This is a genomic window from Shewanella mytili (assembly GCF_046765975.1).
In the GTDB taxonomy this organism is placed as follows: Bacteria; Pseudomonadota; Gammaproteobacteria; order Enterobacterales; family Shewanellaceae; genus Shewanella; species Shewanella mytili.
The window spans coordinates 1-15,214 of the sequence record NZ_JBKOUD010000011.1 but is presented as its reverse complement, the minus strand read 5'-3'; the positions used below and the strand labels follow the sequence as shown (position 1 = coordinate 15,214).

18 protein-coding genes and 1 rRNA gene are annotated in these 15,214 nt (G+C 54.1%); 13 read left to right on the top strand and 6 right to left on the bottom strand.

The genetic code is table 11. The annotated features are described in order from the left end of the window. The first annotated feature begins 18 nt into the window (after positions 1-18). Genes gspG through ACIDEJ_RS11375 form a run of 8 tightly spaced genes read left to right on the top strand, consistent with a single transcriptional unit; the run spans position 19 to position 5,588 of the window. Complete coding sequence (gene gspG, locus ACIDEJ_RS11410; RefSeq protein ID WP_411988193.1) at positions 19-453, top strand: type II secretion system major pseudopilin GspG; 435 nt, start codon at positions 19-21, stop codon at positions 451-453. Further along, positions 416-1,018 carry a type II secretion system minor pseudopilin GspH gene (gene gspH, locus ACIDEJ_RS11405; protein WP_411988192.1) on the top strand — a complete coding sequence of 201 codons (603 nt, stop codon included), beginning with the start codon at positions 416-418 and terminating at the stop codon, positions 1,016-1,018. The genes gspG and gspH overlap by 38 nt, the downstream gene beginning before the upstream one ends. Continuing rightward, positions 1,005-1,373 (top strand): type II secretion system minor pseudopilin GspI, encoded by a 369-nt coding sequence (gene gspI / locus ACIDEJ_RS11400; RefSeq protein ID WP_411988191.1) that lies wholly within the window; start codon positions 1,005-1,007, stop codon positions 1,371-1,373. The genes gspH and gspI overlap by 14 nt, the downstream gene beginning before the upstream one ends. Continuing rightward, the gene (gene gspJ / locus ACIDEJ_RS11395) at positions 1,354-2,064 is read left to right on the top strand and encodes a type II secretion system minor pseudopilin GspJ (RefSeq protein WP_411988190.1); all 711 of its coding nucleotides are present in this window, start codon (positions 1,354-1,356) and stop codon (positions 2,062-2,064) included. Before gspI ends, gspJ begins: the two co-directional genes overlap by 20 nt. A 35-nt stretch (positions 2,065-2,099) precedes the next feature. Next, on the top strand, positions 2,100-3,089 hold the full coding sequence (gspK, locus tag ACIDEJ_RS11390) for a type II secretion system minor pseudopilin GspK (RefSeq protein ID WP_411988189.1): 990 nt from the start codon (positions 2,100-2,102) through the stop codon (positions 3,087-3,089). 35 nt (positions 3,090-3,124) lie between these two features. Then, on the top strand, positions 3,125-4,312 hold the full coding sequence (gene gspL / locus ACIDEJ_RS11385) for a type II secretion system protein GspL (protein ID WP_411988188.1): 1,188 nt from the start codon (positions 3,125-3,127) through the stop codon (positions 4,310-4,312). Between the two features lies 1 nt (position 4,313). Next, complete coding sequence (locus ACIDEJ_RS11380; RefSeq protein WP_411988187.1) at positions 4,314-4,790, top strand: type II secretion system protein M; 477 nt, start codon at positions 4,314-4,316, stop codon at positions 4,788-4,790. Positions 4,791-4,826: 36 nt separating this feature from the next. Further along, complete coding sequence (locus tag ACIDEJ_RS11375) at positions 4,827-5,588, top strand: type II secretion system protein N (RefSeq protein WP_411988186.1); 762 nt, start codon at positions 4,827-4,829, stop codon at positions 5,586-5,588. Positions 5,589-5,615: 27 nt separating this feature from the next. Here ACIDEJ_RS11375 and yrfG read toward each other — a convergent pair whose 3' ends face one another. Then, a complete protein-coding gene (gene yrfG, locus ACIDEJ_RS11370) occupies positions 5,616-6,311 on the bottom strand; it encodes a GMP/IMP nucleotidase (RefSeq protein WP_411988185.1) in 696 nt (231 codons plus the stop codon). Between the two features lie 80 nt (positions 6,312-6,391). On the opposite strand from yrfG, the gene nudE reads away from it, so the two are divergent. Both nudE and cysQ read left to right on the top strand, forming a co-directional pair. Further along, positions 6,392-6,949 carry an ADP compounds hydrolase NudE gene (nudE, locus tag ACIDEJ_RS11365; protein WP_411988184.1) on the top strand — a complete coding sequence of 186 codons (558 nt, stop codon included), beginning with the start codon at positions 6,392-6,394 and terminating at the stop codon, positions 6,947-6,949. Between the two features lie 74 nt (positions 6,950-7,023). Further along, entirely contained in the window at positions 7,024-7,833 is an 810-nt protein-coding gene (gene cysQ, locus ACIDEJ_RS11360) for a 3'(2'),5'-bisphosphate nucleotidase CysQ (RefSeq protein ID WP_411988183.1), read from the top strand. On the opposite strand, the gene mnmH is transcribed toward cysQ, so the two are convergent. The 3 genes from mnmH to ACIDEJ_RS11345 all read right to left on the bottom strand — a co-directional run bounded on the left by mnmH (position 7,830) and on the right by ACIDEJ_RS11345 (position 11,198). After that, entirely contained in the window at positions 7,830-8,951 is a 1,122-nt protein-coding gene (gene mnmH, locus ACIDEJ_RS11355) for a tRNA 2-selenouridine(34) synthase MnmH (protein ID WP_411988182.1), read from the bottom strand. The two genes, cysQ and mnmH, sit on opposite strands and share 4 nt — an antisense overlap. Beyond that, a complete protein-coding gene (gene selD / locus ACIDEJ_RS11350) occupies positions 8,951-9,994 on the bottom strand; it encodes a selenide, water dikinase SelD (protein WP_411988181.1) in 1,044 nt (347 codons plus the stop codon). Before selD ends, mnmH begins: the two co-directional genes overlap by 1 nt. 94 nt (positions 9,995-10,088) lie before the next feature. Then, a complete protein-coding gene (locus ACIDEJ_RS11345) occupies positions 10,089-11,198 on the bottom strand; it encodes an acyl-CoA desaturase (RefSeq protein ID WP_411988180.1) in 1,110 nt (369 codons plus the stop codon). A gap of 142 nt (positions 11,199-11,340) precedes the next feature. On the opposite strand from ACIDEJ_RS11345, the gene fabR reads away from it, so the two are divergent. After that, complete coding sequence (gene fabR / locus ACIDEJ_RS11340) at positions 11,341-11,979, top strand: HTH-type transcriptional repressor FabR (RefSeq protein ID WP_411988179.1); 639 nt, start codon at positions 11,341-11,343, stop codon at positions 11,977-11,979. A 10-nt stretch (positions 11,980-11,989) separates the two neighbouring features. Here fabR and trmA read toward each other — a convergent pair whose 3' ends face one another. Then, entirely contained in the window at positions 11,990-13,090 is a 1,101-nt protein-coding gene (trmA, locus tag ACIDEJ_RS11335; RefSeq protein WP_411988278.1) for a tRNA (uridine(54)-C5)-methyltransferase TrmA, read from the bottom strand. 186 nt (positions 13,091-13,276) lie between these two features. On the opposite strand from trmA, the gene murI reads away from it, so the two are divergent. Continuing rightward, entirely contained in the window at positions 13,277-14,074 is a 798-nt protein-coding gene (gene murI / locus ACIDEJ_RS11330; protein ID WP_411988178.1) for a glutamate racemase, read from the top strand. Positions 14,075-14,080: 6 nt separating this feature from the next. Here the strand turns inward: murI and ACIDEJ_RS11325 are convergent, their stop codons facing one another. Then, entirely contained in the window at positions 14,081-14,527 is a 447-nt protein-coding gene (locus tag ACIDEJ_RS11325) for an RNA recognition motif domain-containing protein (protein ID WP_411988177.1), read from the bottom strand. A gap of 537 nt (positions 14,528-15,064) precedes the next feature. Between ACIDEJ_RS11325 and ACIDEJ_RS11320 the strand changes: the two genes are divergently transcribed. Beyond that, positions 15,065-15,214, top strand: a 16S ribosomal RNA gene (locus ACIDEJ_RS11320); the annotation flags it as partial.

Genomic DNA, 15,214 nt, shown 5'->3' with positions numbered 1-15,214 from the left:
TTAGGAGGAAGTAACTTGATGCAACGCAACAGCAGACAACGCGGTTTTACCCTGCTTGAAGTGATGGTGGTGATCGTGATCCTGGGGATCCTTGCCTCCATGGTAGTGCCTAATATCATGGGTAACAAAGAAAAAGCCGATCAGCAAAAAGCGGTGTCTGACATCGTCGCTTTGGAAAATCAGCTGGACATGTACAAGCTGGATAACAGCGTCTATCCCTCCACGGAACAGGGGCTGGAAGCCTTGGTACAAAAGCCCACCATTTCACCGGAGCCGCGCAACTACCGTGAAGACGGCTATGTGAAGCGCTTGCCCCAGGACCCTTGGGGCAATGCCTATTTGCTGCTGAGCCCGGGTGAGCACGGGAAAATAGACGTGTTCAGTGCCGGCCCTGACGGACAAACCGGAACCGAAGATGACATTGGCAACTGGAACCTGCAGCAATATCAGTAAAATGCAGCGTAGCCGGGGCTTCACCTTACTGGAAGTGATGCTGGTGGTGCTGTTGATGGGATTGATGGCTGCGGCCGTCACATTGTCCATTGGCGGCGGTAATCAGCAACAGCAACTGCTGCGCGAGGCCCAGCGGTTTGTGGCCGTCACGGAAACCTTGGCGGATGAGGCCGTGCTCAGTGGTCAGTTTGTCGGCGTGGTGATAGACAAAAACGCCTACCGCTACGTGATTTATCTGGATGACAAATGGCAGCCGCTGCAGCGGGACAACCTGCTGGGCGAACACACCTTGCCTGCGGGGATCAGTACCGACTTGCAAGTGGAAGGGCTGCCGCTGGATCAGGAAGAAGAGCAAGCGTCGTTATTTGGCGATGACAAGCCGTTTGACCAGCGCCAGCAAAAGCAGCGTCACCCGGAGCCGCAGATCATGCTGTTACCCAGCGGTGAAATGAGCAGTTTCGAGCTGACTTTCATCGCCAGCGGCGGCGACCAGCCGTATGAACAGTTGGTCAGTGGCGACAATCTTGGCCGGATGACGCTGGGGAGCTTTGATGAAAGCGACTAAAGGCATGACCTTGCTGGAAGTGATGGTGGCACTGGCAGTGTTTGCCATCGCGGCGGTGGCCATCACCAAAAGCATCGGTAGTCAGGTGGCCAACCTGCCCATTCTGGAAGAGAAAACCCTGGCGCAATGGGTGGCTGACAACCAGATGGTGGAAGCCCGCTTACAGGAAGCCTTTCCCACCCTGGGCACCAAGGAAGGCAACGTGGAACTGGCAGGTAAAACCTGGTATTGGCGCCAGGAAGTGATTAAAACCACGGATGAAAAATTCCGCATGATTCGGGTGAGCGTCAGCGATAGCGACAGGTATCAGCGCATTATTACCAAGGTGAGCAGCTATGTCTTTAACCAGAAATAGCGGCTTCACCCTGCTGGAAATGCTGGTGGCCATCGGCATTTTCACCTTGCTGGGGCTGGCAACCAACACGGTGTTGCAAACCGTATTGAAAAACGACGAAGTCACCCGGGAGTTTTCCGGCCAGCTGCGTTACCTGCAGCAGGGGTTTGGCACCATTGAGCGGGACTTGGGGCAGATGGTGGCCCGCAGTTTTAGAACGCCACTGGGTGGCCATGACAATGTGGTGATGCAGGTGGGCAATAACCTGTTGGACTCAGATTCCCAGGCGCTGGTGTTTTATCGTATCGGCTGGCTCAATCCCGGAGGGCTGTTGCCCCGGGGCAACATCCAGTCACTGGCCTATGTGGTGCAGGATGAAAAATTACAGCGTTGGTATTATCCCTATCCGGATCCTGAAATCGGTAGCGAACCGATAAAAACCGTGCTGATGGACAAAGTCCTGGACGTGAAATATGCCTTTTTTGTGGATGGCAAATGGCAGCGGGCCGATCAACGCAGTTTCAGTCGCTTGCCGGTGGCCATTGCCATTGAAGTGACTCAGGAAACGCGGGGCAGCATTATCCGTAAATTCCTGTTGCCTGCAGGCGGCGCAGCGCCTCAGCAAGAGGATGGCGGGCAGCAGAAAGACAACGCAACCCAGCAAGGCTCAGACCAACAAGCAGCGGAAGATGTGGATGACCCAGAGAGTTAATCAGCGCCGCCCCGTTGAGTGTTTGGGGCAGCGCCATGAAGCATAAACAGCAAGGGGTGGCCTTGATTGTGGTGTTGCTGGTGGTTGCCATCATTGCCGTGCTGGCGGTGAGCATCAGCGGCCGCAATCAGGTATCGGTGCGGCGCACCATTAATCTGGCCCAGTATGATCAGGCCTATTGGTACGCCATTTCCGCGGAAGAACTGGCGCGCAAGGTACTGAAACAGGACCTGAACGACTCGGAAGGGCGGGTACACCTGCAGCAATACTGGGCCTTGGCCAATGTGGTGTTTCCGGCCGAAGTGGGGCAAATTGGCGGCACCCTTACCGATTTGCGCAGCTGCTTCAATCTCAACGCCCTGAGTCAGACCGCCACCACCGCGGCAGGCCATATCGCAAAATTGCCGCTGGCGGCCAGACAATACAGCGCATTGCTTACGGCACTGGGAGTGGACAGTTTCAACGCCGAGCGTCTGACCTTCACGTTGAAAGATTATCTGGATGCGGATAGTGATGCGGGGGCATATGGCGCAGAAGATGCGGAATATGAATCCCGTAAAGTCCCGTACCGGGCGGCTAATACCCTGATGAGCGATCGCAGTGAACTGCGGGCGGTGTTGGGGTACAGCCAAGAGATTTACCGTAAACTGTTGCCTTATGTCTGCGTGATCCCCGGCAACAACACCCAGATCATGAACGTGAACACGGTGAAAGTGGAACAAGCGCCGCTGCTGGCAGCCATGCTGGAAAACAAAATCTCTGTTGGCGAGGCCCAAAGCATCATCAACCAGCGGCCGGCCAGCGGTTTTGAGACAGCAGACGACTTTTGGCAACAGGGTTCACTGGCGGCCATTGCCGCCCAGGATGAGCAGCTGAAATCCAGCGTGACGGTGTCCAGCAAGTTTTTCCGGCTGGATGCCCGTGCCAAAGTGGATGATGCGGTATTTCATATGCAAAGTGTATTGCAAGTGACGGGGGGAAATAACCTGCAGGTACTTACCCGTCAGTATGGCGGGCAGCCGTAACGGCCTTTACCCTTCGGCAATGGTGGAGAAAAACAGTGAGTGAACGCTTATTTATCCGTTTGGGCAACAATATCAACGCCGCGTGCGCCTGGCTGGTATGGTCTGAACAGGAACAGGAGATCATCGCCTCCGGTGAGTTGGCAGATGCCCGTGCGCTTGCAACACTGAGCGAGCGGGCCGGTAACCGCCCGGTGGACGTACTGGTGCCGGGCGACGCTGTCAGCCTGACGAGTGTCATCCTTCCGGAAAAAGGCCAGCGTCAGGCCATCAAGGCGCTGCCGTTCATGTTGGAAGAATCCCTGGCGCAAAATGTGGAAGAGCTGCATTTTGTGCCCGGCCCCCGGGACGGCGACACCCTGCATGTGGCCGTGGTGTCTCATGAGTTGATGCAGCAATGGCTTGACTGGCTCAGCGATGCCGGGCTCAAACCCCGCCGTTTGGTGCCAGATTGCCTGGCACTGCCGCTGCAAGGGATGGATTGGGCATTACTGGAGTTTAATGGCCAGATGCTGCTGCGCCGGGGCATGGCCGATGGCATCAGTGTTAGCCGCAGCTGGTTTGATACCTTGTTGCCCACTTTGCTGGCAGCGTCAGCCACGCCGCCAGCCATTGCCTGTTATAGCCCGTTTTCCCATGACGGTGCCGATTGTCAGATGCAACCGTTGGAGCTGCCATTATTGGTGCTGGCCAAAGGTTGCCTGGCGGCGCCATTCAATTTGCTCAGCGGCCGCTATACCCCAAAACGGGAATACAGCAAACAGCTGTTGCCCTGGCGGAAGGTGGCGGTGGTGGCCGGGTTGGCACTGGTGTTGGCTCTGGTCAATAAGGGGTTCAGCATTTACCAGCTGCAGCAGCAAACGGCTGCCGTCAAAGCCGAAACCGAAAGCATTTACCGTGCCGTGGCCGGCAACGGCCGGGTGGTAAATGTACGGGCACAGCTGGAATCACTGCAACGCTCCTTGCAGGGGCAGGGCTCGGGCGGTGAACTGTTTGAAATGCTCGGAAGCCTGCAGCAGGCCTTTACCCAGGTGCCGGAGTTGAAGCCCAATAATTTGCGCTTTGATGGCAGCCGCAGTGAAATCCGCATGCAGGTGACAGCGAAAGACTACGGCCAGATTGAAAAATTCAAGAGCTTGGCCGGCAACCGTTTCCAACTGGATGCGGGAGCCATGAACAGCATCGACGGCGCGGTCACCAGTACGTTGACCCTGAGGAGCAAATAAGATGGAAAATTTGCAAAAATGGTGGGCATCGCTGGCGCAACGCGAGCGGCAGCTGGTCACCGTCATGGCCGTTATTGTGATGGTGGGCATCGGTTATTGGGGCATTTGGACGCCCATCAGCAATGCCCAGGCGCAGGCCCAAAGCCAACTGCAGGCGCAGCAACAAACCCTGGCGTTTGTGAAGCAAAGTGCCGCCAAAATCAGCGCGTTGAAAAAGGCGGGCAGTCGCCCGCAACACATGGGTAGCTTGAGCACGGTGGCGACCCAAACAGCCAGTCGTTACGGGTTGTCCATTACCCGCATGCAACCCCAGGGCAAACAGATCCAGTTATGGATGGATGATGTCCCTTTTGACGCCTTGCTGTCTTACCTTGGCGATCTGGTGCAGCAGGGATTGTCACTGGATAGCCTGGATGTGGCCGAGGCCGATGACCCCGGCATGGTGAAAGTCAGACGCATTCAGCTCTCGCAGGCATAGGCCATACTCTCAGGCATACAGGCATAAGGTGTTGTTGTGAAACTGTTTGGTAAAATCGTAATTGGAATTCTGCTCTATCTTCTGTTCATGATCATGCTGTTCCCGGCACGGGTAGCTGTGGCATTGATGCCGCTGCCAAGCGGGGTGCAGCTGGGCGGTGTCAGCGGCAGCTTGTGGCATGGCCAGGCTGATGTGCTGCAAATCGGCTCACGGCAACTGGAGCGGTTAAGCTGGCAACTCCAACCATCGTCCCTGTTTACGGGCGTAGTGCAGGCCCAGTGGCAACTTGGCAGTCGTGCCTCAGCGGTCAATGGCAAAGGGATCATCAGCTGGTCATCTGCCGGCATCGCGGCCCGGCAACTGCGGCTGGATGCCCCGGTGGGCTTTCTGGTGGGCAATCGGCGCTTGCCTTTTAAAACCGTGTTAAGCGGTGACATTTCACTGTTACTGGATGAAGGCCATCAGGGGCAGCCATTATGCGGCGGCTTGAATGGTAAACTGTTTCTGAACCACATTGGCCTGAATAACCAGTTTGGCGACTACCCGCTGGGCAACATGGCCTTTTCACTGCAGTGTGTTAAGGGACAGGTTCAACTGGCCACCGACGATGAGAAAAATGCCATCGGCGTGGCTGGCACCCTATTGTTTAAAGACCAGTTGCAAATGGAAGTGAACGGCCGGATACGGCGAACTGACGGTCAGTCACGGGACTTGCAAAACTCTCTGGGATTGTTGGGCAAGCCAGATGCCAACGGCAACTACCCATTGCAGTACAAAGGGCGCATTCCCGGGTTGTAGCCCTATAACCGCTTGCCCTTTGCGGTGTCAGCAGGGCGTGAACAACGCCTCGCTGGCCATATGGGGCAATAGTCCACGGGTCAGTTGCCGATAATCATCGGTCGCCGGAAAGCGTGAAAAGCGTTTCGGTGGCTGGGAACTGTCAGGGTTGCTCACCCCCAACAGATACCTGACGCCAGCCTCCTGCGCTGCCGTCAGTATGCGCTCATTATCATCCACAAACAGGCACCGCTCCGGCGACAGCCCGAAACGGGCGAAGACCTGCTGCCAGAACAGCGGCGATTCTTTGGGCACCCCTAACTGGTGGCTGGACAACATGTCGTCCAGATGCCGTTGCAGTTGGGTATGTTGCAGTTTCAGCCGGAGATTGTCCGGATGGGCATTGGTCAGCAATATGCGGCGTTTACCTGCCTGCTGCAAACGGTGCAACAAAGGCAATGTGTCCTGGCGCAAACGGATTTTATCGGCAATGGTGTGGTGTAACGCCAGAATGTCCAGCTGCAGTTCCTGCTGCCAATAATCCAGGCAATACCAATTCAGGGTGCCTTCCACCCGCAGGTAGGCGTCATGCACCCGCTGCCTGGCGGCTTCATGGCTGATGTGCAGTTGTCTGCTCAGGGTTTCCGGCACCAGTGACAACCAGAAATAGTTGTCAAAATGCAGATCCAACAGGGTGCCGTCCATATCCAGTAAAACCGTATCAATTTGCTGCCAGGGGAACATGTCAGCCTCTGTTAATTCCTGCCAATTGGTATAACATTGTAACCTAAATCACATATCGGCAGTTGGCAATCGAGGCATGGATGAGTAAACGGCAACAAAAGCCGGAAATTCTTGCAACAGAAACCGTGGCGCAAAGCCGCCTGTTTCATATTGAACAGGTGCATTTGCGCTTTTCCAATCAGCAGGAACGTTACTACGAGCGCATGAAAGGCGGCAGCCACGGGGCAGTGATGATTGTTCCGGTATTGCAGGGAAAGTGGTTATTGCTGGGGCGGGAATATGCCGCCGGCACCGACAGCTATGAACTGGGGTTTCCCAAAGGGCTGATTGAGCGGGGCGAAACTCCCGCCGAAGCTGCCAACCGGGAGCTGCAAGAAGAGATAGGCTATGGCGGTCATCAACTGATCCACCTGAAGGAACTCAGCCTGGCCCCCGGTTATTTTGCCAGTAAAATGCAGATTTTCTTGGCGGAAGATCTTTATGAGAACCGCCTTGAAGGTGACGAGCCTGAGCCCATTGAACTGGTGCGCTGGCCGTTGTCCCAATGGCGTGACTTGCTGACCCTGGCGGATTTTTCGGAGTCCCGCAGTGTCAGCGCCTTGTTTCTGGCATTGGAACGGTTAAAACTGAATAAATAACGTGTTACCCCCAAAACAATGCCGGGCAACCGGCCACTGAGGTTAAGGTCCTCTGCAGCGAGGTTGGAGTGGTTATGAGGCCAGAAGAGTTGCTGGAACAAGCGATAGAGATTGCCACCGAGGCGGGCAAAATGATCCGCACCATCTATCAGCAGGGTGATTTCCAGCGCGAGTTAAAAGCCGATCACACACCGGTGACGTCGGCAGACATTGCCGCCCACAAGCTGATCAGCCAGCGGCTTTCTGCGCTGACACCGGACATTCCGGTATTGTCAGAAGAAGCCGCTGATATTCCCCTTAGCCAACGGCAGCACTGGTCCTGTTACTGGCTGGTGGACCCGCTGGATGGCACTGGTGAATTCATTGCGGGCAGTGGGGATTTCTCCGTCATCATCGCCTTGGTACGGCAGCATCGGCCGGTACTGGGCGTGGTATATGTGCCCATGAAAGAAGACTGCTATTACGCCGTTGCCGGCCATGGGGCCTTTAAACGCAGCCATGGCGCTCAGGCGCAAATTCACAGTCGGCAGCTGCAACCCCAGGCACAAACCTTGCGTCTTGCCGTGAGCCGCCGCCAGGATCCGGAAAAAGTGCTGCAACTCTTCCGGCAGCCCGATAACTGCCAGTTGTTGCCGCTGGGCGGTGCCGCGCTGAAAAGCTGTCTGGTGGCAGAAGGTCGCGCCGACTGTTACGTGCGGGTGGGGCCTACTGGCGAGTGGGATACCGGCGCGGCGCAGATCATCATTGAAGAGGCCGGCGGCCGTTTGCTGGACACTTCCCTGCAGCCGCTTACCTACAATGAACGCGACACGCTGGAGAATCCCAATTTTATCGTGATGGGGGCGCCTCGTCTGGCCTGGGAACAAATCCTCATCGCGGTTTAACGGGGCGCTGACATGGATGGCTGCTCATCCAGCCATTGATGCACTGCCGTTTGATCACCGCGAAACACAATCCGGCTGCTCTTTCGCTGTAGCTGGTACTGATACATGGGGTCATAGTATTTCTCCAGCAGCAGGGCAATCCATTGCAGATGCAACGCGGTATCGTTGCGTTGTTGCTGCGCTTGCAGTGCTTCATCAATCAGTGCTTGCAGCGTATTGGCTTTTTCTGAACCCAGCCGCCGGCTAATCCCCTTGATGCTCTGATGCAGATACTGGGAAAAGGCCTCAAACCCCGCTTCCTGACCGTCCCGCTGGCAAAATTCACGACACATTTTATGGACATACTGCTCCAGTAACCGTTGCAGGCGTTGCTCCCATGGGGCTTCCAATACCACCACTTTGGCGGCCTGCATGCCGTCAAAAAATGGTTTAGGAATGAAACAATGGCCAATCAGATGGCTTTCGTCTTCCAGCAATAACCGTTTGGGATGGCGCTGCTGGTGTCGCAAAATGGCCACTGCCAGATTGTTTTCAAAGTTAATCTGGGTGGGTTGGGCGGTGATTTCTTTACCGAAACTGGAGCCGCGATGGTTGGCTGTGCCCTCCAGATCAACGGCTTCATGAGGGCGTTGCAACAGCACTTCGGTTTTCCCGGAGCCGGTAATGCCGCTGAGGATCAGCATTTGCGGCATCAGCGCCGGGCTTTCCAGTGTCTGGATTAAAAACTGGCGCATCCCTTTATAGCCGCCTTGCACATAGGCCATGTCAACGCCCGCTTCGTGCAGCCATCCTTGGGTGATTTGGGAGCGCATGCCGCCACGAAAACAATAAAGGCAGGCATCGGGATGTTGCTGGTAAAACCGTTGCCAGGCCGCAATGCGGGCATCCTTGGTGGCACCGTTCACCAACTGGTGTCCTAACGCCAGTGCCGCCGTGGGACCATGGTGTTTATAACAGGTGCCCACCTGCTGGCGCTCAGTGTCGGTCATCAAGGGCAAGTTGTGACTGTTGAAAAAGGCGCCTTTGGCAAATTCCACCGGCGCCCGAACATCAATCAGCGGCCGACCGCTGAGAAATATCTCGCGATAGGCCGCTGTGCTAACGATTGTGTGGCTCATTATTGCAATTGGATCCAGTTGGCATCATCGCCGTAGGTTGTCAGCCCGCCAATTTTATGGCCGCTGATCCCATGGGCTGCAAATACTTCAAGTAAGGCGTGTTCCTGGTCGGGGTTAATGGCAATGAGCAGGCCACCACTGGTTTGCGGATCGCACAATAACGCTTTTTGCTCAGGGGTCAGTGCTGGCAAGTGTTCGCCGTAGCTGTCAAAGTTGCGCTGGGTGCCGCCGGGCGTGCAGCCCTGGGCCAGATATTCCCGCACTTTTGGCAACAGGGGCAGGCTGGCAACGTTAATGCTGGCGGCAACGCGAGAGCCCTGACACATCTCAAGCAAATGCCCCGCCAGTCCGAAGCCGGTCACATCCGTCATGGCATGCACACCGTTTAACTTGGCCACTTCAGCCCCGATTTTGTTGAGTTGGCACATGGCGTCAGGGGCAATGTGGGCATCTTCATCCGCCAATTTTTTCTGCTTTTGCGCCGTGGTCAAAATACCAATCCCTAAGGGCTTGGTCAGATAGAGGATGTCGCCGGCTTGGGCGGTGTCATTCTGTTTCAGGTGGGGTAGGGCCACCTTGCCGGTAACAGCCAAGCCGAAAATCGGCTCCGGGGCATCAATACTGTGACCGCCAGCCAGCATGATGCCGGCATCCTGACAAGCCTGACGTCCGCCATCCACCACTTGCTGGGCAACTTCAGGGGACAGTTTGCTCACTGGCCAGCCGAGAATGGCAATGGCCATCAGCGGGGTGCCGCCCATGGCGTAAATATCGCTGATGGCATTGGTGGCGGCAATGCGGCCAAAGGTAAAGGGATCATCCACAATCGGCATGAAAAAGTCAGTGGTGCTGATAATGCCGGTATGTTCATCCAGCTGATAAACCGCTGCATCATCCCGGCTCTGGTTACCCACCAACAAGTGGGGATCAGTAAAGCCCGGCAGTTGTGAAGCAAGAATGGTGGTAAGCACTTTCGGAGAGATTTTGCAGCCACAGCCTGCACCATGGCTGTATTCAGTAAGTTTGATCGGGCCGTCGGACATGATGAACTCCATAACGATAGGACGAGTTCCCGATCTTAACCTTAACGGGCCATGTTACAAGGTGGCTGCGCCACGATTACGGATAAATTCTCCATTAACTGCCAAGATTTGCCGTCAGTTGTTGCCATTGACGCTGTTGCTGGCGAAAACGCCTTTTCAACTCAGCCACTTGCGGCTTTAAATGGGTGTCGGCAAGTTGTTGCTTGCGGGCATCGAGCAACTGTTTCTTGGCTCCATAGTAACGGCAAAGATGCTGTTTGGTATCTTCGTAAGCCTGCTGCAGCTGGGCCAGCAGTTCGTCGGTGTCATGGCGGTCCAGCAAGCGCTTCTGGGTGCGTTTGAGCTGCATCTGCAAACGGGCCCCATCAATTTTTTCCTGGGGAACCCGGCGTAAATCCGTTGCCAGCCCGCATCCTGCCAGCCCTCGGATCAGCCATTTGGTAGGATCGTAATGCCACCAACGAATGCCGTTACGGTAATCGTGTTCAAAAATGTGGTGAAAATTATGGTAACCCTCGCCGTAGGTCAGTAGTGCCAGTATCCCGTTATCCCGGGCACTGTTGCGGTCAGTGTAAGGCTGTTTGCCCCACACATGGGCCAACGAGTTAATGAAAAAAGTGCAGTGGTGCACCACCACCAAACGCAATAACCCCGCCAACAGCAACATGGACAGGATATCGCCATGGAGCCAGCCCAGCCCCAAGGGCACGGCAATATTCATGAATGCGGCCAGCCACAGATAATGTTTATGCTGCCAGCGTACAACTGCGTCCTGTTGCAGATCCCGCACATTGCTGTAATCCCCGTAGCGTTGTGGCTGATACTCCCGCAGCATCCAGCCAATATGGCTAAACCAGAATCCCCGCTGGGCGGAGTAGGGGTCTTTGTCATTGTTGTCTACGTGTTTGTGGTGCACCCGGTGATCAGAGGCCCAATGCAATACACTGTTTTGAAACGCCAAAGCGCCTCCCAGTGCATACAATACCTTGATGATTGGGTGAGCCTTATAGGTTTTGTGGGACCAAAGCCGATGATAACCGGCGGTGATGGACAGCCCGGCAGCAAATGCCAGAATGACAAACCAGCTCCATTCCGTGGCATCAAAGCCATGGGTGATCCCGCGCCAGGGCACCAGAATGCAGGCACCGGCAAAGGTTGTGATAAAAAATATCAGGTTAATCCAGATAAGGGGTGGCTGCTTCATATATGTCATCCCAGAGAAACTTTGGCTTACAAGTGTAAGCTTAAATTGCGTCTTAGCCAATCACACCTTTAGTCGAAGGGACTTTGTTTATCAGGCAAACCGGGTATCATTTGCCATATTTGCTAAAAATCAGGGGACACACATGGGAGTCAGAGCGCAACAGAAAGAAAAAACCCGCAGGGCATTGGTGGATGCGGCTTTTAGCCAGCTAAGCGCCCAGCGTAGTTTTTCCAGCCTGAGCCTGCGTGAAGTGGCCCGTGAGGCCAATATTGCCCCTACCTCTTTTTATCGTCACTTCAAGGACATGAATGAGCTGGGCCTGACCATGGTGGATGAAGGCGGCCTGGCATTACGGCAAATCATGCGTAAGGGACGGCAACGGGCCGAAGCGGGGGGCAGCGTCATCCGCATTTCGGTGGAAACATTCATGGAAGTGCTGGAGTCCAATCCCAACGTGTTCCGCATTCTGCTCCATGAGCGCTCTGGCACCTCCGCGGCTTTTCGGGCGGCAGTGGAGCGGGAAATTGAACATTTCATTTCCGAGCTTTCACACTATATCGAGGATTCTGCCGGTCGCAGCCCGGATCTGGCCTGGGAGCAGGCAGAAGCCTTGGTGATCCTGGTATTCAATGCCGGCGCCGCAGCCCTTGACATGAAACGTTCAGACCGAAAAGTGCTGGCAGAACGGTTAGTGACGCAACTGCGGATGGTGGTTAAAGGTGCCGATGCCTTGCAGCAACGGCGGGACAATCCGGAGCTGCGCCCAAAACTGTCCCGCTAATGGCAAGGGGTCAGCTTTTCTTCCGTAGCAGTACACCGCTTTCCATGTGTTCGGTATAGGGGAACTGATCAAACAGGGCAAAGCGGACAATCTCATGGGTTTGGCACAGTTGTTCCAGATTGCGTTTCAAGGTGTCAGGGTTGCAGGAAATATACAAAATGTTGTCGTATCCCTGCACCATATCCACGGTTTTCTGATCAAGGCCGGCTCTGGGCGGGTCGACAAAAATCGTATTGCAGTCATAACTGTTAAGATCAATGCCTTCCAGACGCCGAAAACTGCGCTCCCCCGTCATGGCCTGTGAAAACTCCTCGGCAGACATGCGGATAATCTGCAAGTTATCAACACTGTTTGCCTGAATATTGTATTGCGCCGCATCAACGGAAGGCTTGGCCAGCTCGGTCGCCAGCACTTTGCCGAAATTTTGCGCCAGCGCGATGGAAAAGTTGCCATTGCCGCAGTAAAGCTCCAACAAATCGCCTTGGCTGTCTTGGGTGCACGACTGAGCCCAGCTGAGCATGTGGCAGGCAACCTGGGCATTGGGCTGGGTAAAGCTGTTTTCCACCTGCTGGTATACATACTGGCGGCCATTGACCGGTAATGTTTCCATAACGAAATCCCGTCCCAGCACGATTTTTTGCTTGCGGGCGCGGCCAATAAAATCCACGTTAAAACGGGCAGACAAGCGTTGCTTCAATGCTTGGGCTTCCTGTTGCCAGGCAGCATCCAGCGGACGGTGATACAACAGCGACACCAGGATTTCACCGGAGAGCGTGGAAAGGAAATCCACCTGAAACAAGCGGTGACGCAGTGTGGGGTTGGGTTTCAGTTCATCAACCAGCGCTAGCATCATTTGGTTAATCAGATCACTGGCCGGCAAAAACTGATCGCAGCGAACCGGGCGTTTTTCTTGCTGATCATAGACACAGAAATACAGATCATCGCCATCATGCCAAACGCGGAATTCCGCGCGCATACGGTAATGTGCAGGCGCAGAAGCAAACACTTCCAAGGCTGGCGGCGTAAACTCGGCAAAGGACTGCTGCAGTCGTTGGCGCTTCTTGTCCAGTTGTTCAGCATAGCGTTCCGGCACCATCGCATCTAAATTCATCACAGTCTCTCTTGCATCGTGTACAAAACGGGGCGCAAATTTTAAACATAGTGCGGCCATAGCTCAAGGTGCATCGTTGTGATACCGCGACGGCTTTTGCAGTTTTCATGAGGCTGTGGAACAATACGCAGGCGTTAATCACCGCCCGCCAGGCGGTTAACAAGACCACATCCCCAGAGGCATCGCTTGTCACACACAATCCTGGTTTTTGATTCCGGTGTTGGCGGTTTATCCGTACTGCAGGAAATTCGTCAGTTGCTACCAGGGCAGCATTATCATTACCTGTTTGATAATGCCCGGCTCCCTTATGGTGAATTGGAAGAATCGGAGCTTATCCGGGGCTGCGTGGCCCTGATAACGCCCATGGTGGCACAACTCAAGGCGGATATTGTGGTCATTGCCTGTAACACCGCCAGCACCTTGGTGCTACCGGCACTCAGGCAACAATTATCTGTGCCGGTGGTAGGGGTGGTGCCAGCCATTAAACCCGCAGCCCAGCTCTCTGTCCGGCAACATATCGGACTGCTGGCCACGCCCGGCACCATCAAGCGCCGTTACACCCAAGAGCTCATCCACAGATATGCGGACAACTGCCGGGTGGAGCTTTTTGGTTCGTCAGAGCTGGTGATGCTGGCAGAGCAGAAAATCGCCGGCATGCCCATCGTGCCACAACAACTGCAAAAACTGTTGGCACCGGTTTGCCAATCTTCCATGGATGTACTGGTGTTGGGCTGCACTCATTTCCCCATGCTGAAAACCGAAATTCACCAGGTATTGGGTGAGGGCATACAGTTGCTGGATTCGGGCGCCGCCATTGCCCGCAGGGTCAAAACATTGCTGGGCAACCCGCCGCAGTTAATCGACACTGCACCAGAAACAAAAACTGCCGCGGCATACTATACCGCGGCAGTGATTTCGGAAGGACTCAAACAGTGCCTGCAACAGCTGGGTTTTGGTACTATCCAGCATGTCTGCAAACACTAAACCGTTTTATTCAGCATCATCCTTGTCTTTGTCCTGTGATTTCGCTTCACGTACTTTCAACGTGCGCTCCTGAAACACGAAATCGTTTAATTTCTCCAGGGCTTGTTGGCCTCCCTTTTCAGAAATCTCAACAAAGCCAAACCCTTTGCGGCGTCCGGTTTTACGATCGCGCACCAAGCGTACGGAATTAACCGGGCCATATTGTTCAAACAGGGCCTTCACCTCAGCTTCATTAACACGATAAGGCAGATTACCTACATAAAGCGTCATGATGGGCCCTTTATAGGTAGCGGCAGTGGCAGGTTGTGTCGATGCGGTTGCATAACCCACAATGGCGGCAACAATGGCACCGGCAGCAAAACTTAAAGAAGACGGGATTTGCAGATTGAAAAAGTAAATCGCCAGAGCTCCGAGAACAGCGATGAGTAAAATAATAGGCAGTGACTTTGGCATAAAAATAAAATCTCAGTGGAACATGAAATGATAAAATAGTGTTAACAACCAACTTATGGTAATGAATTCTTTAGTGTTAAACCAGCGTTTCGCTGAAAAAGTGAGCATCGCTCGCAAATTTGAACGAGAAGTGCTTTTAAAATCAAATCTCCCTCACTGTTAACCACCTTAAAAAAGCCCCTCTGGATAAAAGATCAGCGACCGAAACATTCAAGGCAAAAAAGACTTGCACCTGCAAGTCGCATCCCTATAATGCACCGCACACCGACGGACGGATACCGCTTCAATACGAAGCCGTAACGATGGTCGATAAAGTTTTCAAATAAATAAAAAATTTACTTGACGACTTAAGGGAATAGCGTAAAATTCGCTTCCCACAAATATGCAAATGCATATTTCGCTCTTTAACAAAATATCAAGCAATCTGTGTGGGCACTCACAGTGAAGATACATCGACAACGATTTATCTCATTGAAGAGTGTTCTATATAAGAACAGTCATTCATAGAGTCGCTTCTTAGGAAGCAAAAAAAACTTTCAATTGAAGAGTTTGATCATGGCTCAGATTGAACGCTGGCGGCAGGCCTAACACATGCAAGTCGAGCGGTAACATTTCAAAAGCTTGCTTTTGAAGATGACGAGCGGCGGACGGGTGAGTAATGCCTGGGAATTTGCCCATTCGAGGGGG